This window comes from Desulfomicrobium orale DSM 12838 (genome assembly GCF_001553625.1).
Taxonomy (GTDB): Bacteria; Desulfobacterota; Desulfovibrionia; order Desulfovibrionales; family Desulfomicrobiaceae; genus Desulfomicrobium; species Desulfomicrobium orale.
Window position 1 is genome coordinate 1519292 of sequence record NZ_CP014230.1, and the last position, 20342, is coordinate 1539633.

Annotated in this window: 18 protein-coding genes, 2 tRNA genes, 3 rRNA genes and 1 riboswitch; of the genes, 11 read left to right on the top strand and 12 right to left on the bottom strand. The window is 58.4% G+C overall.

From position 1 onward, the window contains the following. The first annotated feature begins 27 nt into the window (after positions 1-27). The 7 genes from AXF15_RS06960 (at position 28) to rrf (ending at position 8123) form a co-directional block, all read left to right on the top strand. Complete coding sequence (locus tag AXF15_RS06960) at positions 28-1290, top strand: ATP-binding protein (protein WP_066605215.1); 1263 nt, start codon at positions 28-30, stop codon at positions 1288-1290. Between the two features lie 214 nt (positions 1291-1504). After that, on the top strand, positions 1505-2857 hold the full coding sequence (gdhA, locus tag AXF15_RS06965) for an NADP-specific glutamate dehydrogenase (RefSeq protein ID WP_066605217.1): 1353 nt from the start codon (positions 1505-1507) through the stop codon (positions 2855-2857). Between the two features lie 318 nt (positions 2858-3175). Then, positions 3176-4727 (top strand): 16S ribosomal RNA (locus AXF15_RS06970). 47 nt (positions 4728-4774) lie between these two features. Further along, positions 4775-4851 (top strand) — tRNA-Ile (locus AXF15_RS06975). Between the two features lie 9 nt (positions 4852-4860). Continuing rightward, positions 4861-4936, top strand: a tRNA-Ala gene (locus AXF15_RS06980). A 94-nt stretch (positions 4937-5030) separates the two neighbouring features. Next, positions 5031-7976 (top strand): 23S ribosomal RNA (locus AXF15_RS06985). A gap of 31 nt (positions 7977-8007) precedes the next feature. After that, a 5S ribosomal RNA gene (gene rrf / locus AXF15_RS06990) occupies positions 8008-8123 on the top strand. The 16S, 23S and 5S rRNA genes sit together here with 2 tRNA genes alongside, the layout of an rRNA operon. Positions 8124-8462: 339 nt before the next feature. On the opposite strand, the gene AXF15_RS06995 is transcribed toward rrf, so the two are convergent. Together AXF15_RS06995 and AXF15_RS07000 are read right to left on the bottom strand one after the other, a co-directional pair. Beyond that, positions 8463-8948, bottom strand: a complete 486-nt coding sequence (locus AXF15_RS06995; RefSeq protein ID WP_066605219.1) for a peroxiredoxin — start codon at positions 8946-8948, stop codon at positions 8463-8465. A 57-nt stretch (positions 8949-9005) separates the two neighbouring features. Next, a complete protein-coding gene (locus tag AXF15_RS07000; RefSeq protein ID WP_151192312.1) occupies positions 9006-10235 on the bottom strand; it encodes a BaiN/RdsA family NAD(P)/FAD-dependent oxidoreductase in 1230 nt (409 codons plus the stop codon). A gap of 161 nt (positions 10236-10396) precedes the next feature. Between AXF15_RS07000 and AXF15_RS07005 the strand changes: the two genes are divergently transcribed. Then, a complete protein-coding gene (locus AXF15_RS07005) occupies positions 10397-11026 on the top strand; it encodes a YqaA family protein (protein WP_066605222.1) in 630 nt (209 codons plus the stop codon). Here the strand turns inward: AXF15_RS07005 and AXF15_RS07010 are convergent. The 5 genes from AXF15_RS07010 to thiM all read right to left on the bottom strand — a co-directional run bounded on the left by AXF15_RS07010 (position 11019) and on the right by thiM (position 14757). Beyond that, positions 11019-11342 carry a putative quinol monooxygenase gene (locus tag AXF15_RS07010; RefSeq protein ID WP_066605224.1) on the bottom strand — a complete coding sequence of 108 codons (324 nt, stop codon included), beginning with the start codon at positions 11340-11342 and terminating at the stop codon, positions 11019-11021. The two genes, AXF15_RS07005 and AXF15_RS07010, sit on opposite strands and share 8 nt — an antisense overlap. Positions 11343-11430: 88 nt before the next feature. Then, complete coding sequence (locus tag AXF15_RS07015) at positions 11431-12180, bottom strand: ABC transporter permease (protein ID WP_066605230.1); 750 nt, start codon at positions 12178-12180, stop codon at positions 11431-11433. Beyond that, positions 12177-12911 (bottom strand): ABC transporter ATP-binding protein, encoded by a 735-nt coding sequence (locus AXF15_RS07020; RefSeq protein WP_066605233.1) that lies wholly within the window; start codon positions 12909-12911, stop codon positions 12177-12179. Before AXF15_RS07020 ends, AXF15_RS07015 begins: the two co-directional genes overlap by 4 nt. Before the next feature lie 104 nt (positions 12912-13015). Further along, positions 13016-13828 carry a bifunctional hydroxymethylpyrimidine kinase/phosphomethylpyrimidine kinase gene (gene thiD / locus AXF15_RS07025; RefSeq protein WP_066605237.1) on the bottom strand — a complete coding sequence of 271 codons (813 nt, stop codon included), beginning with the start codon at positions 13826-13828 and terminating at the stop codon, positions 13016-13018. Positions 13829-13944: 116 nt separating this feature from the next. Continuing rightward, positions 13945-14757 (bottom strand): hydroxyethylthiazole kinase, encoded by an 813-nt coding sequence (gene thiM, locus AXF15_RS07030; protein ID WP_066608790.1) that lies wholly within the window; start codon positions 14755-14757, stop codon positions 13945-13947. A 44-nt stretch (positions 14758-14801) separates the two neighbouring features. Then, positions 14802-14892, bottom strand: a riboswitch (TPP riboswitch). Between the two features lie 77 nt (positions 14893-14969). On the opposite strand from thiM, the gene AXF15_RS07035 reads away from it, so the two are divergent. Next, the gene (locus AXF15_RS07035) at positions 14970-15632 is read left to right on the top strand and encodes a phosphoadenosine phosphosulfate reductase family protein (protein WP_066605239.1); all 663 of its coding nucleotides are present in this window, start codon (positions 14970-14972) and stop codon (positions 15630-15632) included. An 87-nt stretch (positions 15633-15719) separates the two neighbouring features. Here the strand turns inward: AXF15_RS07035 and AXF15_RS07040 are convergent, their stop codons facing one another. Continuing rightward, complete coding sequence (locus AXF15_RS07040) at positions 15720-16049, bottom strand: DHCW motif cupin fold protein (protein ID WP_066605241.1); 330 nt, start codon at positions 16047-16049, stop codon at positions 15720-15722. A 309-nt stretch (positions 16050-16358) separates the two neighbouring features. Here AXF15_RS07040 and AXF15_RS07045 point away from each other — a divergent pair, with 309 nt between their 5' ends. Together AXF15_RS07045 and AXF15_RS07050 are read left to right on the top strand one after the other, a co-directional pair. Continuing rightward, the gene (locus AXF15_RS07045; protein ID WP_066605244.1) at positions 16359-17132 is read left to right on the top strand and encodes an SAM hydrolase/SAM-dependent halogenase family protein; all 774 of its coding nucleotides are present in this window, start codon (positions 16359-16361) and stop codon (positions 17130-17132) included. Then, positions 17129-17854 carry an adenosylcobinamide-GDP ribazoletransferase gene (locus tag AXF15_RS07050; RefSeq protein WP_066605247.1) on the top strand — a complete coding sequence of 242 codons (726 nt, stop codon included), beginning with the start codon at positions 17129-17131 and terminating at the stop codon, positions 17852-17854. The genes AXF15_RS07045 and AXF15_RS07050 overlap by 4 nt, the downstream gene beginning before the upstream one ends. 27 nt (positions 17855-17881) lie before the next feature. Here AXF15_RS07050 and AXF15_RS07055 read toward each other — a convergent pair whose 3' ends face one another. The 4 genes from AXF15_RS07055 to AXF15_RS07070 all read right to left on the bottom strand — a co-directional run bounded on the left by AXF15_RS07055 (position 17882) and on the right by AXF15_RS07070 (position 20301). Beyond that, complete coding sequence (locus tag AXF15_RS07055) at positions 17882-18379, bottom strand: hypothetical protein (protein WP_066605248.1); 498 nt, start codon at positions 18377-18379, stop codon at positions 17882-17884. 14 nt (positions 18380-18393) lie between these two features. Next, complete coding sequence (locus AXF15_RS07060) at positions 18394-18990, bottom strand: hypothetical protein (RefSeq protein WP_083517917.1); 597 nt, start codon at positions 18988-18990, stop codon at positions 18394-18396. Then, positions 18987-19505 (bottom strand): homoserine kinase, encoded by a 519-nt coding sequence (thrB, locus tag AXF15_RS07065; RefSeq protein WP_066605251.1) that lies wholly within the window; start codon positions 19503-19505, stop codon positions 18987-18989. The genes AXF15_RS07060 and thrB overlap by 4 nt, the downstream gene beginning before the upstream one ends. Positions 19506-19908: 403 nt before the next feature. Next, positions 19909-20301 carry a Ros/MucR family transcriptional regulator gene (locus AXF15_RS07070; RefSeq protein ID WP_066605255.1) on the bottom strand — a complete coding sequence of 131 codons (393 nt, stop codon included), beginning with the start codon at positions 20299-20301 and terminating at the stop codon, positions 19909-19911. Positions 20302-20342 lie beyond the last annotated feature (41 nt).

Genomic DNA, 20342 nt, shown 5'->3' on the forward strand with positions numbered 1-20342 from the left:
AAAATGGACGGACTGGAGTACAGTATAATGGGACATATCGTCGGCAAGGACGTTTATCGCAAGCTGGGGCGGCGTCTGGATCAATCTCCGGCGCGCACGCCGTGGACGCCGGTCTTCCGGCAGCTGGTGGAGGAACTCTACTCCCCGGCCGAGGCCGAGCTGGTCGTTCGGTTGCCGTACCGGCCGTCCACTCTGGAGCGCGTGGCGCGGATGCTGAAAGAACCCGAGACCGTGTTGCGTCCGCGCATCGAGAATCTGTGCGCCAAGGGACTGGTGGTCGATATCTGGGACGGCAGGGAATATCTGTACATGGTCAGCCCCATCGTGATCGGCTTTTTCGAGTTCACCATGATGCGCACCGGTCCGGATCTGCCGATGGCGCGCTGGGCCGAACTGTTCCAGAGCTACATGTTCGGGGAGAAGGATTTTCTGGAGGCCAATTTCGGCAGCGGCCAGCGGGTTTCCGTGATGCGGGCCTTGCCGCACGAAGAGGCGCTGGGCGAACATGTGGAGATTCTGGATTACGAGAAGGCGTCGAGCCTCATCGAGGAGCATACGGATTTCGCTCTGGGGCTGTGCTCCTGCCGCCACGAGAAACATCATCTCGGATATGCATGCTCAACGCCCATGGAGACGTGCACATCCATGGGTTCCGGGGCGCGGTTTCTGATCCGCAACGGTTTTGCCAAGTCCATCGACAAGGCCCGGATGCGCGACATTCTGGCGCGTTCGCGGGACACTGGCCTGGTGCTGTCCACGGACAACGTGCGGGAGGACGCGGGTTTTGTCTGCCACTGTTGCGCCTGCTGCTGCAATCTGCTGCGCGGAGTGCGGGAGACGGGGTACACGGGCGTGCTGGTCACGTCGGGCTTCGAGGCCAGCGTCGATGCGGCGCGGTGTACCGGGTGCGGCCTGTGCGCCAAGGCCTGTCCGGTCGATGCCATCGGGATGGAGAAAACGGAAGTCTCATCCCGGCGGCTGGCCCGGGTCGGAACGGTCTGTCTGGGCTGCGGCGTCTGCGCCCTGAAATGTCCGGCCGGGGCGTTGACGCTTCAGCCCCGCGCCCGGAAAGTCTGGCACCCGCGGGACAGTTTCGAGCGGATCATGCTGCAATCCTTGGAGCGGGACACGTTCCAGACTTTTCTTTTCGACAATCCTCAGAGCCGCACCCAGGAATTCATGCGCGCGCTGGTGGGCGGTTTTCTGAAGCTGCCTCCGGTCAAACGGGCGCTTTTGAGCGAAAAGCTGCGTTCGCGTTTTCTCGACGCGCTGCGGCGGGCTGCGGGGTAGATGGGCACTGCCGGGCGGAAGCCGTTTTTTTTTTTTCGGACGCTTACGGAAATTCGGAAACCAGGCTGTTTTTATTTGAAGGATTACGGCTTTTGCTTTAAATCTCCGCCCGCAAGGACGCCTGTGGGCCAAATGCTTCGGCGTTTTCTGCCATCTCGTTGAATTTTTTATCTTTATCCCCGGAATGATCCGGCCCGGACGCAAGGAGAGCAAGATGTCGTACGTGCAGCGAGTGATGGACACCTTGAAGGAAAAATATGCGTATGAGCCTGTGTTTCTCCAGGCTGTCCAGGAGGTGCTGCAAAGCCTGCAACCCGTGCTGGATAGGAACGGGAAGTACGAACAGTACAGGATTCTCGAACGCATCGTGGAGCCCGAGCGCGTCATCTCCTTCCGCGTGGACTGGGTGGACGACAAGGGCGAAGTCCAGACCAACCGGGCCTATCGCGTACAGTACAATTCCGCCATCGGGCCGTACAAGGGCGGCTTGCGTCTGCACCCCAGCGTGAATCTCGGCATCCTCAAATTTCTGGGCTTCGAGCAGATTTTCAAGAACTCCCTCACGGGCCTGGCGCTTGGCGGCGGCAAGGGCGGCGCGGATTTCGATCCCAAAGGCAAGTCCGAAATGGAAGTCATGCGCTTCTGCCAGGCGTTCATGACGGAACTGGTCCGCTATGTGGGAGCCACCATTGACGTGCCGGCTGGCGATATCGGTGTGGGTGGGCGCGAGGTGGGTTTTCTTTTCGGGCAGTACAAGCGGTTGACCCGGAGCTACGAAGGTGTGCTCACCGGCAAGAATCTGCTCTTCGGCGGGTCTCTCGTGCGCACGGAAGCCACGGGCTATGGCGCGGTCTATTTCGCCCAGAGTATGCTCGAAGCCCGCAAGGAAAGTCTGGAGGGCAAGACCTGCGTGGTTTCCGGAGCGGGCAATGTAGCCACCTATTGCTGCCAGAAGCTGTTGCAGGTGGGGGCTAGGCCCGTCACCGTGTCCGACTCGCGCGGCATGATCCACGATCCCGACGGCATCAGGCTGGATGTGTTGAAACAGGTGAAGGAAGTGGAGCGTGCATCCCTGGTCCGCTACGCCGAACTGGTACCCTCGGCCAAGCATGTGCCGGTGAGCGACTATCCGAAAGGGCGCAATGCCGTGTGGTCTGTGCCCTGTTACGCCGCCTTCCCCTGCGCCACCCAGAACGAGCTCAACCTGGCCGACGCCGAAGCCCTGCTGGCCAATGGCTGCCGGTGCGTGGCCGAAGGCGCCAATATGCCCGCCACTTTGGATGCGGTGCACGCGTTTCTCGGGGCGGGGATCGCCTATGGCCCGGCCAAGGCGGCCAACGCGGGGGGCGTGGCTACCAGCCAACTGGAAATGGCTCAGAACGCCAGCATGCAGAGCTGGGATTTTGAGACGGTGGATGCCAAACTGAGGCAGATCATGTCTGGCATATATGAAAATGCCGCCTCGACTGCCGCCGAGTACGGGCAGCCCGGCAATCTTGTGATGGGAGCCAATATTGCGGGCTTCCGCAAGGTGGCCGATGCCATGCTGGCGCAGGGCATTTGCTGAATGACGACTGAAATTTTCCTCTTATATTTTGTGTAGTTGTGGTATTTTTGATATATTTTTGAAGAAAGTGATTGACAATTTGGGTTGGGGTTCTTTAGAGGGCATTTCCCCGCTGAGTGGGAGAGCTTTTGTCAGCGGGTCTGTTTTTGAATTCAGTTTTTTTCAGAAATTAGTTGACAGGTTTTGATAGTTTGATTTAGTTAGGTTTTCCCGCGAGTCGGGGAGGTTCTTTGACAAATAAATAGCGAGTTGGGAGTGCGGCTGTAAGCCGCATGTGATAAGTCATTGACCGGTCTTAGGGCTGGTTGAATAAGTTTGTAACTGGAGAGTTTGATTCTGGCTCAGAATGAACGCTGGCGGCGTGCCTAACACATGCAAGTCGAACGAGAAAGTTCCTTCGGGAATGAGTAGAGTGGCGCACGGGTGAGTAACGCGTGGGTAATCTGCCCTTGGATTTGGGATAACTTCGCGAAAGTGGAGCTAATACCGGATAGTCTGGCTTTGTAAAAGGAGTCGGTAAAGGATGCCTCTGCATATGCATTCGTCCGAGGATGAGCCCGCGTCTCATTAGCTAGTTGGTAGGGTAACGGCCTACCAAGGCGACGATGAGTAGCTGGTCTGAGAGGATGATCAGCCACACTGGGACTGAAACACGGCCCAGACTCCTGCGGGAGGCAGCAGTGGGGAATATTGCGCAATGGGCGAAAGCCTGACGCAGCAACGCCGTGTGAGGGATGAAGGTTTTCGGATCGTAAACCTCTGTCAGAAGGGAAGAAGTGGTGCGGGTCCAACAGGCCCGTATCTTGACGGTACCTTCAAAGGAAGCACCGGCTAACTCCGTGCCAGCAGCCGCGGTAATACGGAGGGTGCAAGCGTTATTCGGAATTACTGGGCGTAAAGCGCACGTAGGCGGCCTTGTAAGTCAGGTGTGAAATCCCACGGCTCAACCGTGGAACTGCACTTGAAACTGCGGGGCTCGAATCCTGGAGAGGGCGGCGGAATTCCTGGTGTAGGAGTGAAATCCGTAGATATCAGGAGGAACACCGGTGGCGAAGGCGGCCGCCTGGACAGGTATTGACGCTGAGGTGCGAAAGTGTGGGGAGCAAACAGGATTAGATACCCTGGTAGTCCACACCGTAAACGATGGATACTAGGTGTCGGGGACTTGATCCTCGGTGCCGCAGTTAACGCGTTAAGTATCCCGCCTGGGGAGTACGGTCGCAAGGCTGAAACTCAAAGAAATTGACGGGGGCCCGCACAAGCGGTGGAGTATGTGGTTTAATTCGATGCAACGCGAAGAACCTTACCTGGGCTTGACATCCTGGGAATTCCGCAGAGATGCGGAAGTGCCCTTCGGGGAATCCAGAGACAGGTGCTGCATGGCTGTCGTCAGCTCGTGCCGTGAGGTGTTGGGTTAAGTCCCGCAACGAGCGCAACCCCTATCCTCAGTTGCCAGCAGGTAAAGCTGGGCACTCTGTGGAGACTGCCCGGGTTAACCGGGAGGAAGGTGGGGACGACGTCAAGTCATCATGGCCCTTACGCCCAGGGCTACACACGTACTACAATGGTGGGCACAAAGGGCAGCGAAACCGCGAGGTCCAGCCAATCCCAAAAAAACCATCATAGTCCGGATTGCAGTCTGCAACTCGACTGCATGAAGTTGGAATCGCTAGTAATCCCGGATCAGCATGCCGGGGTGAATACGTTCCCGGGCCTTGTACACACCGCCCGTCACACCACGAAAGTCGGTTCTACCCGAAGCCGCCAGGCTAACCCGCAAGGGATGCAGGCGTCTACGGTAGGGCTGGTAATTGGGGTGAAGTCGTAACAAGGTAGCCGTAGGGGAACCTGCGGCTGGATCACCTCCTTATCGAAAAAACCCAACTCGCTGTTTATTTGCAAGGAACCTTGCCGTGTGGGCTTGTAGCTCAGGTGGTTAGAGCGCACGCCTGATAAGCGTGAGGTCGGAAGTTCAAGTCTTCCCAGGCCCACCAGAAAAGAGTGGGGGTGTAGCTCAGCTGGGAGAGCGCCTGCCTTGCACGCAGGAGGTCATCAGTTCGATCCTGTTCACCTCCACCAGTTTTCAGCCTTCAACGCTGGAGTGTCCATACACTACAGCGTCCAAGCCTGAGAGCTTGCAGCTCATTGACAGATGAATAGGTGAAGCGAAGAGAGTTAAGATGTTAAGGGCATACGGTGGATGCCTTGGCGTCAGAAGGCGATGAAGGACGTGGAAGGCTGCGATAAGCCTCGGTGAGCCGTCAAGCAGGCTTTGACCCGGGGATTTCCGAATGGGGCAACCCAACTGGAGTCATGTCCAGTTATCTCCCCGCTGAATACATAGGCGGGCAGAGGCGAACTCGGGGAAGTGAAACATCTCAGTACCCGAAGGAAAAGAAATCAACAGAGATTCCGTCAGTAGCGGCGAGCGAACACGGATTAGCCTAAACCGCCTGGTTTCGACCCGGCGGGGTTGTAGGGCTCCGATAATCGATCCGCAAGTAGATAGCAGAACGGTCTGGAAAGTCCGGCCATAGCGAGTGACAGCCTCGTATGCGAAATCGAACCCGGCGAGCGGAGTACCTGAGTAGGGCGGGACACGTGAAATCCCGTCTGAATCCGGGAGGACCATCTTCCAAGGCTAAATACTCCCTGACGACCGATAGTGTACCAGTACCGTGAGGGAAAGGTGAAAAGAACCCCTGTTAGGGGAGTGCAATAGAACCTGAAACCGTATGCCTACAAGCAGTGGGAGCCCCTTTAAGGGGTGACCGCGTGCCTTTTGCATAATGGGCCAGCGAGTTAATCTGTAGTGCAAGGTTAAGTCGATGAGACGGAGCCGTAGCGAAAGCGAGTCTTAAATGGGCGACTAGTAGTGCGGATTAGACCCGAAGCCGGGTGATCTATCCATGAGCAGGTTGAAGCTTGGGTAAAGCCAAGTGGAGGACCGAACCGTTGTAAGTTGAAAATTACTCGGATGACTTGTGGATAGGGGTGAAAGGCCAATCAAACTCGGTGATAGCTGGTTCTCTCCGAAATATATTGAGGTATAGCCTCGGGAGTTTACTTGCGGAGGTAGAGCACTGACAGGGCTAGGGGGCTTACCCGCTTACCAAACCCTTTCAAACTCCGAATGCCGTAAGTCGAGATCCCGGGAGTCAGACCGCGGGTGATAAGGTTCGTGGTCAAGAGGGAAAGAGCCCAGACCGACAGCTAAGGCCCCCAAATCCATACTAAGTGGGAAAGGAGGTGAAGTCGCTCAGACAGCCAGGAGGTTGGCTTAGAAGCAGCCACCCTTTAAAGAAAGCGTAATAGCTCACTGGTCTAGCGACTTTGCGCCGAAAATGTAACGGGGCTCAAGTATGGTGCCGAAGCTTCGGAATCGTATCTCTGATACGGTTGGTAGGAGAGCGTTCCCATGTGGGATGAAGGTGGATTGGAAAGTCCGCTGGACTGATGGGAAGTGAATATGCTGGCATGAGTAACGAAAAAACAGGTGAAAAACCTGTTCGCCGTAAACCCAAGGTTTCCTGGGTAAAGTTAATCTTCCCAGGGTGAGTCGGCCCCTAAGGCGAGGCTGAAAAGCGTAGCTGATGGGAAACGGGTTAATATTCCCGTACCTGCATATGTTCGTTCGAACGATGGGGGGACGCAGGAAGGTAGGTCATCCGGGCGTTGGATATCCCGGTGCAAGTTGGTAGGGATGCGACACAGGCAAATCCATGTCGCTCTATCCCGAGAAACGATGCCGTGTCGTCAGACATAAGTGACTGAGCCTCCACTGCCGAGAAAAGCCTCTAAGTGAGAACATAAGCAGACCGTACCGCAAACCGACACAGGTGGGTGGGGTGAGTAACCCAAGGCGTTTGAGAGAACTCTGGTTAAGGAACTCGGCAAAATTACCCCGTAACTTCGGGAGAAGGGGTGCCACCTCCGGTGATCGTATTCACTGTGTGAGCTGGAGGTGGCCGCAGAGAAATGGCGGTGGCGACTGTTTACTAAAAACATAGGACTCTGCTAAGTCGTAAGACAACGTATAGGGTCTGACGCCTGCCCGGTGCTGGAAGGTTAAGAGGAGATGTCAGCGCAAGCGAAGCATTGAATTGAAGCCCCAGTAAACGGCGGCCGTAACTATAACGGTCCTAAGGTAGCGAAATTCCTTGTCGGGTAAGTTCCGACCTGCACGAATGGCGTAACGATCTCCGCACTGTCTCAACCAGAGGCTCAGTGAAATTGAATTGGCGGTGAAGATGCCGTCTCCCCGCAGAAAGACGGAAAGACCCTGTGCACCTTTACTATAGCTTGACATTGGATCTTGAACCATCATGTGTAGGATAGGTGGGAGACTGTGAAACGGGTACGCCAGTATCCGCGGAGTCATCCTTGAAATACCACCCTTGTTGGTTTAGGATTCTAATCCAACGCCGTAATCCGGCTTGGAGACAGTGTCTGGTGGGTAGTTTGACTGGGGCGGTCGCCTCCCAAAGAGTAACGGAGGCGCGCAAAGGTTCCCTCAGGCTGATCGGAAACCAGCCGTCGAGTGCAAACGCATAAGGGAGCTTGACTGCGAGACAGACATGTCGAGCAGGTACGAAAGTAGGTGTTAGTGATCCGGTGGTCCCGAATGGAAGGGCCATCGCTCATCGGATAAAAGGTACGCCGGGGATAACAGGCTGATCGCATCCAAGAGTTCACATCGACGATGCGGTTTGGCACCTCGATGTCGGCTCATCACATCCTGGGGCTGGAGCAGGTCCCAAGGGTACGGCTGTTCGCCGTTTAAAGTGGTACGCGAGCTGGGTTTAAAACGTCGTGAGACAGTTTGGTCCCTATCTTCTGTGGGCGTAGGAGAATTGAGTGGGCCTGTTCCTAGTACGAGAGGACCGGAATGGACGATCCCCTGGTGGACCTGTTGTCGCGCCAGCGGCACAGCAGGGTAGCTATGATCGGAATGGATAACCGCTGAAAGCATCTAAGCGGGAAACCAGCCACAAGATAAGTTCTCCCTTGTCGAAAGACACTCAAGATCCCAGGAAGACTACCTGGTAGATAGGCCGGAAGTGTAAGTGCAGTAATGTATTCAGCTGACCGGTACTAATAGATCGTGAGTCTTAACTCTCTTCCTTCACCTGTTTCTCTACATATCTCGTCCTGGTGACCAAGGCGGAGGGGACACACCCGATACCCATTCCGAACTCGGAAGTTAAGACCTCCAGCGCCAATGATACTGCCAGCTCACTGGTGGGAAAGTAGGTCGTCGCCAGGACCTTTTTTTATTTCGAAACCCCTTTCTCTATATCTCCCTCATAGCTCCATAACTATACTGAGACGAAGATACTGTTTTCAACTTGCCGTCGGTGGATCAGTCTGTCTGCGGTTGTCTGCTTTCTTATTTCAATCTCTCCCTGTCTGAATACGTGTGAGCTCTGCTCTGCCACGAAGAGATCTCACCCCTGTCTCTCCACTTCGCTATGTAGATAGTAGGCACTATCCCACAGCTCTGCTTGTTCGAGATACCTCCAGATAGCTACTGTCTCCACAGGCCTTCCTCTGCATAAGTGAAGACGCCCTCCCATATGCTTCTCCTCAGCTGTTTTGCGTATTACTATCTCTTGGCCAGCTCCGTAAGTCTCTCCAGCACAACGGCTGCATGGCCGGCCGCCTTCACTTCGGGCCAGACATGGCGGACAATACCTTCAGGATCGATCAGCACGGTGGACCGGACCACACCCATATACTCCCGTCCGTAGTTCTTCTTCAGCCGCCACGCCCCAAAGGCTTCCAGCGTCTCGTGCCCGGCATCACTTAAAAGTCCCACACCAAGATTATGCTTGGTCATAAAATTTCGGTGGGTTTTCACGGAATCAGGGCTTACACCCAAAATCACCGCGCTGAGAGATGTAAACTGGCCCTGGAGTTTGCTGAATTCCTTGGCTTCCAGTGTGCATCCCGGAGTATTGTCTTTGGGGTAGAAGTATAAAACCACCCACTGTCCACGTAAATCATCAAGCCGGACCTCGGTTCCTTCCGCATTGGGCAGACAGAAGCCGGGAGCCTGTGTGCCGGATTCGAGTATGGGACTATCGGCCATGATTGCCTCCTTTGATGTCGGTTGCTGCCAATTGATTTCAAATCTGCGCCGGGATGTTCAGAGACTGGCGGCGTTTAAACCGGCCAGATAGCCTGACGACAAAGCCGCCTGGAGATTGAAGCCTCCGGTATCCGCGTCCATATCCAGCACTTCTCCAGCCAGAAACAGCCCAGGCTGCACGCGCGATTGCATGGTTTTAGGGTTCACCTCGCACAGCGGCACACCTCCCGCCGTGACGATGGCCTCCCGCAAGGGACGGCAGGCAGTGATTGTGAAGCGCAGTTCCTTCAGCCAGTTCCTGAGGATCTTGCGTTCCGCTGCGGAAACCTGATGAGCGGCTTTGGTTCCGGACAGACCGGTCTGGTCCAGGCAGACGGGAATGAGTTTTGGGGGTAGCAGGCCGCGAAGCAGGTTTTCCACGAACATTTTGCCGTGGTCATCCAGATCCCGCAACAGCCGGGTATCAAGCTTGGCCGGATCGAGAGCGGGCTTCAGATCGATCAGGATTTCGGTTTTTTTCCTGGCTTCCAGGGCCTGTACGGCGGCTTTGCTCAAGGTGAGAATGATGGGACCGGACAGGCCGAAGTGGGTGAAGAGCATTTCGCCCATTTCCGAGCCTGTTTTTTTGCCGTCCACACGCAGTTCGGCGCGGACGTTCTTAAGCGAGAGGCCTTGCAGGCGGGTCGCTGTGTCGCCTTCCGTGACCAGAGGGACAAGGGCCGGTCTGGGGGAAACAATGCTGTGTCCCAGGGAGGTGCCCAGTGCGTAGCCGTCTCCGGTGGAGCCGGTGGCGGGATAGGACGCGCCCCCCGTGGCCAGTACGACATGGCGGCCCCGGTGGGTCTGGTCCGAGAAAAGTTCAAAGCCTGTGTCCGTGAACTGGATTTTCCGGATGCGTCGGCCTGTCTGGATAGCCGCGCCCTGATTCTTCACGTTGCGGACCAGAGCGTCTACCAAGTCTTGGGCGTTGTCGTTTTCGGGAAAAATGCGGCCGCCGCGTTCCACTTTGGTGGGCACGCCCAGGCGTGCAAAAAATTCCACGCTGTCTTCGGTGAAAAAATGGCTGAAGGCCGGGCGCAGGAAGCGGAATCCCTTACCGAAATGATTCAGGAAGTCATCCATGGGCGCGGTGTTGCCGATATTGCCCCGGCCTTTGCCGCAGATGCGCAGCTTCCGTCCGGGACGGTCCATGCGCTCCAGAAGCAGGGTGGAAGCTCCGCGTCCGGCAGCTGTGGCGGCGGCCATGAGACCGGCCGGTCCCCCGCCGATGACGATGACGTCAAACATCGCGCTCTCTTCGTGTCTTCGTGCAGCCATGTTGTGCTTCAGTGCCCCGTTGGATCATATCTTTTACTTGGATTCACTCGGAGCCACGTCTGTCTGTGGGCGGGAACCGGCACAAGTTTCCGGTTGAGGTCCGCCTTTTTTTATGCTGAATTGCCCGCGCCATGACAGAACATTCCCCTCAGACAGCCACTGGCAACATCTCGCGCAACCCTTTGCGCAGACTCTACGACTGGACTCTGCACTGGGCCGCCACACCGTACGCTCTGCCCGCCCTGGCGGTGCTCTCTTTTGCTGAAAGTTCCTTTTTTCCGGTGCCGCCCGATGTGCTGCTCATCGCGCTGTGTTTTTCCACTCCGGACAGATGGCTTCGTCTGGCGCTGTGGTGTACGGTCGCGTCCGTGGCCGGAGGCCTGCTCGGTTATGCCATCGGCTGGGGCCTGTGGGACACCGTGGGGCAGCCGTTGGTGCATTTCTATCAGGGTGAGCAGGTGGTGGAGTCGGTCCGGATCTGGTATCAGGAATACGGATTCTGGGGCGTCCTCGCCGCGGCCCTGACCCCCATTCCTTATAAGGTCTTCACCATCGCTTCCGGTCTGATGCGTTTTGACCTTGCGCCTTTTGTTCTGGCCTCGGTGCTGGGCCGGGGAGGGCGCTTTTTCCTTGTGGCAGGGCTCATCCGGCTCTGCGGCGCGCGGATCAGACCGTTTCTGGAAAAGCACTTCGAACTGGCCGTTTCCGCGTTGCTGGCACTGGGCATTCTCGGCTTCGCGGTGGTGGCGCTGCTCAAATGACTTCACCGGGCGTTTGCACCCATTGCGGCCACAGGCGGTCCAGAGGGCGAATGATTTTTTCTTTCACCCAGGGCTCCGTGCGGGCCGCGTAGTCCGCGAAGTGGGCCGTATGCCGGTGCTCGTCGTAAAATGTGCGGGCATCGGCATAGCTTTCGTACAAAATGAAGTGCGTCCGATCCCCGGGGTTTTGCAGCACCTCGAAACACAGACACCCCGGCTCCAGCCTGCGCGAGTTTTCGGCCTGCTCCACGGCCACTTCCCGGAACTGCTCCACGCAATCTTCCCTGACAAAAATATCGACGATGACGCTGAACATGGTGTCTCCTGGCTGAGATTGCCGGCCGCTTCATCCATAGATGCCGTTCCCTGGGGCGTCAAAGGCTTCGGGGCTGCCCCGCACTGCGTCACAGGATTTCGCGTTCTTCCTGCCAGAAGACCAGACGCCGCAGAAGCGCATCCATCAGAAAGTAGAGAGCCAGAGAGGCCGCGGCCAGCATGGTCAGAGCCGCGAACATGATGTCGATCTGCATGCGGGCGTTGGCGTGGAGCATGGCGAAGCCCAGTCCGGCGCTGGAGCCGACCCACTCCCCCACCACTGCCCCGATGGGCGCCACGGCCGTGGCCACGCGCAGGCCTGAAGCCAAGGCGGGCAAGGACGAGGGAATGACGACGGCGGTCAGAACGGCACTCGGCTTGGCATTCATGATGCGGGCCAGTTCGAGCAGGTCGGATTCGGTGCGGCGCATGCCCGAGTAGAAAGACGAGGCCACGGGGAAAAAAATAATGAGCACGGCCATGGCCACCTTGGAGGCCATGCCGTAACCCAGCCAGAGCACCAGAATGGGGGCCATGGCGAAAACCGGAACGGCCTGGCTGATCACCAGCACGGGCAGGAGCCAGCGTTTGAGCAGAGGCGAGAGGATCATGACCAGTGCCGCGCTCATGCCGAGCGTCGCGCCCAGAAGCAGCCCCAGCAGGATTTCGCTTACGGTTACACCCAGATGGGAGAAAAGCATCTGGTGATGGGTCACGGCGGCCTGGGCCACGGGCAGGGGACCGGGAAGGATATAGGGCGGCACTCCGGTCAGGCTGACCAGAAGCTGCCAGAGGAGAATGAGCCCCGCGCACAGAACAAGCGGGCGATGGAAGTTCATGCAGTTTCTCCGCCCATGAGCTGTTCGAGCAGCTCCGCATACAACCGCATGGTTTCCGGATGGTCCGGAGCACGGGGAGGCAGGCCCGGAAGGTCCATTTCACTCACGGCACGGGTGGGGGTTCCGCCGAGCACGACGAGCCGGTGCCCCAGGCGCAGAGCCTCAAGAGGGTCGTGGGTGACCAGCACCACCGTGGCTCCCGCGGTCATGTTCGCGGCCAGATTCTGCAGGCGCAGGCGGGTCAGGGCGTCCAGGGCGGAAAAGGGTTCATCCATGAGAATGACCGGCCGTTCTTCCATGAGCGTGCGCAGCAGGGCCGCCCGCTGGCGCATGCCGCCCGACAGACTGGCCGGCAGAAGATGTTCGCTGCCCGCAAGGCCTGCCGCGCGAATCAGGCTGTGGGCCTTCTCCCGTTTCCGGGGCGTGATTTCCCGACGCAGGCGCGCTCCCAGCAGCACATTATCCAGCAGGGAAAACCAGGGCAGCAGCAGATCCTTCTGTCCCATCCAGGCCATCAATCCCTCTCCGCCGGGCTCAAGGCGCACCTCGCCGGAGAAGGAAAGGCCCGGCTCTCCGGCCAGAAGCTTGAGCAGTGTTGACTTGCCGCATCCGCTGGGGCCGAGGATGCAGGTGGTGCGGCCGGCGGGAAGATGCAGAGACAAATCCTCGAACAGTACCCGGTCCGCGTATGCGATGCCGACGCGGGAAAGGACGATGGCCGGGGCGTTCATGCCCTTCGCCAGGCCGCCGGAAGCGGTTTGGAATGCCGCCCGCTGCGGACCAGGCGGCGGGCGGGACGCGGAAGCTGCGGCGTATTTCTCACCGGCGGGTTTCCTCAGAAGAAGCGGAAAAAATGGTGCACCGGCCCATGCCCCTGGCCGAGTGTATATTCCGCGCCGCCTTCAATGGCTTGGGTGATGTAGTCCTTGGCCTGACGCACGGCCGTTTCCACGGTTTGGCCCTTGGCCAGACCCGAGGCGATGGCCGAAGACAAGGTGCATCCTGTGCCGTGGTTGTTGCGGGTGGGGATGCGTTTCCCGCTGAGGATCACGGCGCGATCCTCCGCGCCCAGGTACAGGCAGTCATCGCTGTCGCCGGATTCCAGGTGTCCGCCCTTGATCAGCACATTGGCGCAACCGAGGGTCATCAGTTCCCGGGCGGCCTCGCTCACGGCCTCGGCCGTAGTGATTTCCCGCCCCAGCAGGGCTGAAGCTTCGGGAGTGTTGGGTGTGATGATGGTGGCCAGAGGAATGAGTTCGGTTTTCAGGGCGTCAATGGCTTCGTCCTGAAGCAGGCGGTCGCCGCTCTGGGCGATCATGACCGGATCCAGCACAATGGTCCGCACACCGTGCCTGACAAGGCCCTGAGCCACCGTGCGGATGAGTTCCGGAGAAAAGAGCATGCCGATTTTGACCGCATCCGCACCGATGTCGGACAGTACCGCGTCCATTTGAGCGGTCACGAAATCCAGAGGCACGGGGTGGATGCCGGATACGCCCAGAGTGTTCTGGGCGGTCAGGGCCGTGATGACGGAAAGGCCGTAGCAGCCGTTGGCGGCAATGGTCTTGAGGTCGGCCTGAATTCCGGCTCCGCCGCCGGAATCGGACCCGGCGATGGTCAATACTCTATGGTAGATCTTCTGGGTCATGGCTGCTCCTGTGGGTGGGATGATGGGCGTGTAGTGCTTTTGCTAGGTCCGGCCTGCCCCGTGTTCGAGAAATTTCAGCCAGTTTCGAGGACAAACATTCCGGAGCTGGATTTCGTTCAGTTTTCGTCTTCGTGGATACGGCAGCGAAGCTCGAATTCCTCCGGCGACAGGGCGTGGAGGGCGTCCAGCAGCCGGACCTGGAATGTTCCGGGGCCATCCGCGTTCTGTCCGGCCATTTCCCCGGCGACGCCGAGAAAGGCCAGGGCAGAGGCTGCCGCCGAAAACGGATCGGGATCGACTGCGTGAAACGCGCCCGTCAGGGCGGAAGCCGTGCAGCCCATGCCCGTGACCAGAGGCATCAGGGCATGTCCGCCGTCGATGCGCGCCACCCGGCGGCCGTCGGTGACCAGATCTGTCACGCCGGTCACGGCCAGGGTCACGTTCAGTTCCCGGGCCAGCAGCATGGCCGCCTGAGCCGCGTCGTCCACGGAGCGGGTGGCGTCCACGCCTTTGGTGGCGGAGTTTTCCCCGGCCAGGGACAGAATTTCCGAGGCATTGCCCCGGATCACGCCCACTCTGGTCCGGGCCAGAATCTCCTTGGCCGCGCGGGTGCGCAGAGCGGTGGCTCCAGCGCCCACCGGATCGAGGATGATGGGCTTGCCAAGCCTTGTCGCCACTCGTCCGGCCTTGAGCATGGCCGCGACCCAGACATCGGTCAGGGTGCCGATGTTGAGTACCAGCGCACCGGCAAGGGCCGCCATTTCCTCCACTTCGTTTTCGGCGTGAGCCATGACCGGCGACGCGCCGCAGGCCAGCAGGGCGTTGGCCGTGGAATTCATGACCACGAAATTGGTGATGTTGTGGACAAGAGGGCGGGTCTGGCGGATGGCGCGGAGATTGGCGGAAGCTTTGCGGATCAGGCTGGACATGGGCACCTCATGCGGTAATGCGGAAAAACACGGGGTGCGGCGGGAAAGACGGATTTGCACTTCCCTTCGCTGGCATGATCCAGATCAGGTTCAACGGGTATCATCTCAGGCCCCTCGCCACCCCTGCAAAAAAGCCGTGAGCAAACGGCTAGGAAAAGGTCCGGCGGCTGTCAAGGATCCCTGCGCCCGGTGGCGTAAACAGGAGAAAATGCATGACTCTGGCGGAAAAAAAAGATTTGAGTCTGCGGCGCATGAGAGAGGCGCTGGACCGCTTCGGTCCGGAAACCGCCGTGGGCTGGACCGGCGGAAAGGATTCCACGGTGGTGCTCGTCCTGTGGCGGCGGATACTGGCCGAAGCCTTTCCCGGAGCCGCCGTCCGGGCGCTAAATCTGGATACAGGATGCAAATTCCCGGAAGTACTGGAATTTCGCGACAGAATAGCCCGGCTGTGGGGGCTCGACCTGCACGTGGTCCGTCCGGATGTGGATCTGAACCGGTATCCTCTGGCCGCCGATCCGCTGTCCTGCTGCCGGGATCTGAAAATCATTCCATTGAACAGGGCTGTCGCCGAACTCGGCCTTCCGGCCCTGCTGACCGGCGTGCGCGCCGACGAGAATCCCGACCGCGCCGGCCGTCCCTGGCTTGAAGATTACGGCGGACATTCCCGGGCCGCACCCATCCTGGAATGGACCGAACTGGACGTGTGGACCTTCCACGTGCGCGAGGAACTGCCCTGGTGCAGCCTCTACGACCAGGGATACCGTTCTCTGGGCTGTATGCCCTGTACGGGCCAGTCCGGTTCCGGCGAGCGCTCCGGGCGGGACCGCCGCAAGGAGGAGAGCATGGAGCGGCTGAGGAGCCTGGGATATTTCTGATCCATGCACGCCGGTACGGGAAAGGGCGCGGGTTGAGAATGAGCGGGAATCCCCGCGCCCCGGCATGGAGGCTGGAGCCGCCGCGCGTCAATCCACGATGAAGATCTTCGCCCCGCTCTTGGTCGATGAACGGTGAGGCGTTTCGTTGTCCGCCACTTGGTAGGTCATGCCCGGCTTCAGCACGAATACGCGGCCGTCCTTCAGTTCCGTGCGCAACTCGCCTTCCAGGCAGAGCAGAATGTGGCCCTTGTCGCACCAGTCCGCGGCCCGGTAGCCCGGAGCGTACTCGGCCATACTGACGCTGATGTCGCCGAACCGGATGGTCTTCCAGAACGAGCTGCCCTGTTCGCCCTTGTGCTCGACGGCCTCAATGGTTGACCAGTCTGTGGTGCCGAAGGAAATGTCCGATATGCGCATATTGCCTCCTGTGGTCTGTCCGCCTCTGATTTGCCCTGTGAGGGATTTTGTGGCGGAGATTTTGTGTGCTGATGGCGCCAAATGCAATCTCTGGCCGGAAACGCTGGTTCCAAAAGTATTCTGGCCTTCGGGAGCATCGTCAACCAGTATTTCCCAAAGACATGGTTACCCGGAGTTGTGACCCTATGATTTCACTTGGAGTTGAAAGATTATAAAAGCGATCTCCGTGTAGATACGGCCAATTTTTTACCGGCTTCACTGCCCTGATGGTTCTGGACAGCTTCGCATCGGACCCATACATCTTGCGCCATGCTTCCTCCCATCGTGCTGCTTACGGATTTCGGCCATCAGGACCCCTATGTGGGCCAGATGAAGGGCGTCATTCTTCGGCATGCGCCCGGCGTGCCCATTGTGGACCTCTGCCATGAAATCTCGGCATGCAATGTGGCTCAGGCCGCGTTCATGGTGCACGCCAGTTACGCCTTTTTTCCTGAAAGAAGCATTTTCGTCTGCGTGGTGGACCCCGGGGTGGGTACAGCCAGAAGGCTTCTGCTGGCCTGTCTGGATGAGCGTTTTTTTCTCGCTCCTGACAACGGCCTGCTGAACTTTCTCAGAAACGGGGAAGCATCCTGGTGGGTCGTGGGTGCTGATGCCTCTCCTGTCGGCAGCACATTCCACGGGCGGGATATTCTGGCTCCCTTGGCCGCCCGTTTGGCTTTGGGAGAACCGCCTCACCGTCTGGGCGTTCCCATGATTTCCGGGCTGTCCGCTTCTTCCATGTCCGGGGCGAGATTTGGTCCCGATATTCTGGAATGCACCGTCATGCATATCGACCGCTTCGGCAATTGCCTGCTGGATGTACAGATTTCAGCACACCTCAGGACCGGCCGCCCCTGGCGCATGGGGCGGAGAATTGTGACGGAAGCCGATACCTATGCCCAGCTCCCGCCTGGGCGCATCGGCCTGATTCCGGGCAGTCAGGGTGTGATGGAACTGGCCATGAATCAGGCCTCCTGCGCGCGAGCTTTGAATCTTGAAGCGGGCTGCAAACTGACCCTTCGTCCACGGGAGAGACGGCCATGACGTGGTGGAGCCGTTTTTACACAGCCCTGACTTTTCTGACCCGTCTGGGTCGTGCAAGCATTGCCTCCAATGCGGAAATCAGCGCGTCTGTGGATATGTATCCGCTGGTGGGCGGGGTTGTCGGCCTTTTCTGGGTGCTGGCATCATGCCTTCCTCTTGCTTCCTGGGTTCTGGCCTGGCTGATGGTGATGCTGAACATCTGGCTGACCCGGGGGCTGCATTGGGACGGATGGGCGGATCTGTGGGATGGGTGGGGCAGCGGCACTGTTGGGGAGCGTTTCTGGGAGATCCTGAAAGACAGCCGGGTTGGGGCATTTGGCGTAATGGGGCTGGTCTGCGGACTGGGGGTACAGGCCGCACTTTTCGAACGGGCGATTTTTCTGAGGGCTTGGCCTGCCCTGATTCTGGCACCTGTTCTCGGCCGTTATTGCGCCGTGGTTCTGGCCGCCCTCGGGAGAAAGCTGTCTCGGCCGGGATTGGGGCGGAATACACTGGCCGGAGCGTCATCCCGAGCTCTGATTTTCGGGGGCATGACGACCTTGGGCGCAGCATTTTTTTCGCCGATCGAGCATATTGCCTGCGGCACGTTGCTGGCTGTGCTCGTCGTATTTTTTCTATGGTGTCTGGCCCGCCGCGTTCATGGATTGAACGGGGATTTTCTCGGAGCCGGAATTGTGGCCGGTGAACTCTGCGGGCTTCTGCCTTGGGCCGTATTTTCGTAGCCGGGCGGGAGGGCTTTCCTTGTCAATCTACTGAAACAATGCTCCCTGATTGGCGAAAAAGACCTGCGGGCGACCATCCGGCCCGATGGCGGCTTTCTTTCCGGCCGTGAGTTCCATGCGGTAGCCGAAAGATACATGAAGCGGCCCGGACACTCCCAGAGCCTGCGGCGCAAGGTGAAATTCGAACGGCACGCCGTTTTTGTAGTCCAGGGCCGCAGGAAGATACAGCCGCAGATCCTTGGCCAGAACCCGGCTTTGATCGTCGCACAGGTAGATTTGCAGCCACAGATCCTGAATCCAGGACGCCCATGAAGGAATGGCCGTACCTACGGGCCGGGCCACGCCGGAAACGACGATGTTGTTGCCCTCCAGACGGCTGGTATAGGAAAAATTCCAGTATCGCATGGCCAGCCGGTCTTCCTGCCCCAGAATCCAGGGGCGTTTGTCCAGATGAATGACGCTCAGATGCGCGCAGGCCGCCAGAAGAACAAGGACGGCCGCCAAGGCCAGATTGCGTGTGAACATGGCAGTCTCCCGCACTAGAGATCCGGAAATCCTGCTACTATCATCTCGGCCAGGGTCAGATCAACTTTGGGCAGGGAGTGGATTCTGCCCGGCCCCACAAACTGGATTTCCAGCTCCATGAGCTTTGCATACAGCGGCGTACGGTCAAAGATCGGAACGCTGCCGGTGCGTTCACAGATGGTCTGGCTGCGGTGGCATCCGGGAAAGTCGAGCATGCGGCCGTCCGGATAGCGCAGTCTGTTGGGTACGCCATGCAGGCGGCAGATCATCAGGCGGTGCGAGTAGAGGCCGCAACGCCCGTCTTCATTGAGCGGGCACATGATCGTGGGGCGGTTTCCGGCCAGCAGTATTTCTCTGGACTGGCGGACATACTGTTTTGCACGGGTCTGATATGAATGACGGACGTTTTCGGGCAGCTCCGCCAGCCCCCGGAGCAGGTAAGCCCATTCGATGCGGGTGTGATGCTGAAAATAACTGGTACAGCAGTTGTCTTCACACCGGTCGCAGGTCAGCTCCATGGCTTGGGCATGGGCGGCGTAGGCAGCCTGCATTTCCGCATAGAGTGCGGCGAGTTTGCGGAACGCCTGGGCGGGCAGAAGCTTTTTGCTCACGAGGACTCCTCCCGCAGGCTCACGGCGTGTATGATGGCGGACAGGATTTCTTCTGGTTCTCCATCTGTGTCCGCATCCACGGTCAGGTGGGCGTAGCGCGAGTACAAAGGTGCACGTTCATCGTACAGATCCCGAATGCTCTGGCCGGGACGCATGGCCAGCCCCCGGGAGAGGGGATTTTTCAGGCGCCGGGCGATGGTTTCGAAGGAAGAACGAAGGTATACGACACTGCCCATCTCGCGCAGGCGGGCCATGGCCTCTTCGGAGTAAACCACGCTGCCGCCGGTGGCGATGACGCAGCCGGAAAGGCGTAGGCGCAGTACCTGCTCGGCCTCGGCCCGCAGGAATGCTTCCAGACCCAGAAAGTCCCGAATGGATTGCAGAGGTGCACCCCACCACGCTTCCATGAGCAGATCCGTGTCCACGAACGGCAGATCGAGCCTGTCCGCCAGTTGCTTGCCGATGGTAGATTTGCCTGCGGCGGCCATGCCGATGAGAATGATGTTTTTTTCCATGAGGGGGTACGGGCTGACGCGGCCTTGCAGCAGCCTTTTTTAGCCCGGTTCGTTTACGGGTTTTCGTACTGTCCGCGGCGGTGCCAGCCTCATGAACGTTTCGTCAAGTACAGAACTGCAGAATATCTGGGAAGTGTTCCAAGCCGCCTGAAACATTCTGGATGACAGGATGAGGTATGCATCCTCTGCAGGCTTCGGGCGCTTGAGTTGGCCACCTGCGGTGATGGTGGAGCTGAATTTTGCGGGACGGCGGGCAGACTGTTTTGAACGCCGGGGAGTGCAAAAAACTATTCCACCAGAATTTTAAACCGGTGGAAGAGTTTTAGGGACCGGAAGTGCTGTATGCTGTCCAATACCGCGGGCGTATCGGCAGAATTGCCACGGACGTTGTCTATATCGCGGCTTAGGAATTTTTTTTGCGCTTCTCCCAGAGCTTCATATTCTGCATGGTCTTGCGGCGGTCGCGGGCCAGAGATTTGGCGACCAGAGACACATCTTTCTTGTAGCCGTATTTCTGCTTATATTCTTCCACTGTCAGGCCATGGCTCTCGAGATGGCGCTTGGTCAGTACCTTGAAAGATTTGCCACACTCACAACATACAACGCTTTTCTCTCGGATGGCATTTTTGGGGTCCACTGCAGGCTCTTCTTCGGCAGGAGAGACGGCACATGCGGAAACAGACTTGATGCTCTGAGCCAGAGAGCGCATCATGGATGTTATTTCCTCTTCCGTCATGGTACGGACCGCCGCCTGGGCTTTTACGATTTCAATAGCCTGCTTAAGATAATCTTCCATTTTTTCCTCCACAAAAATATGTCGGCTAATTTCTGCACATA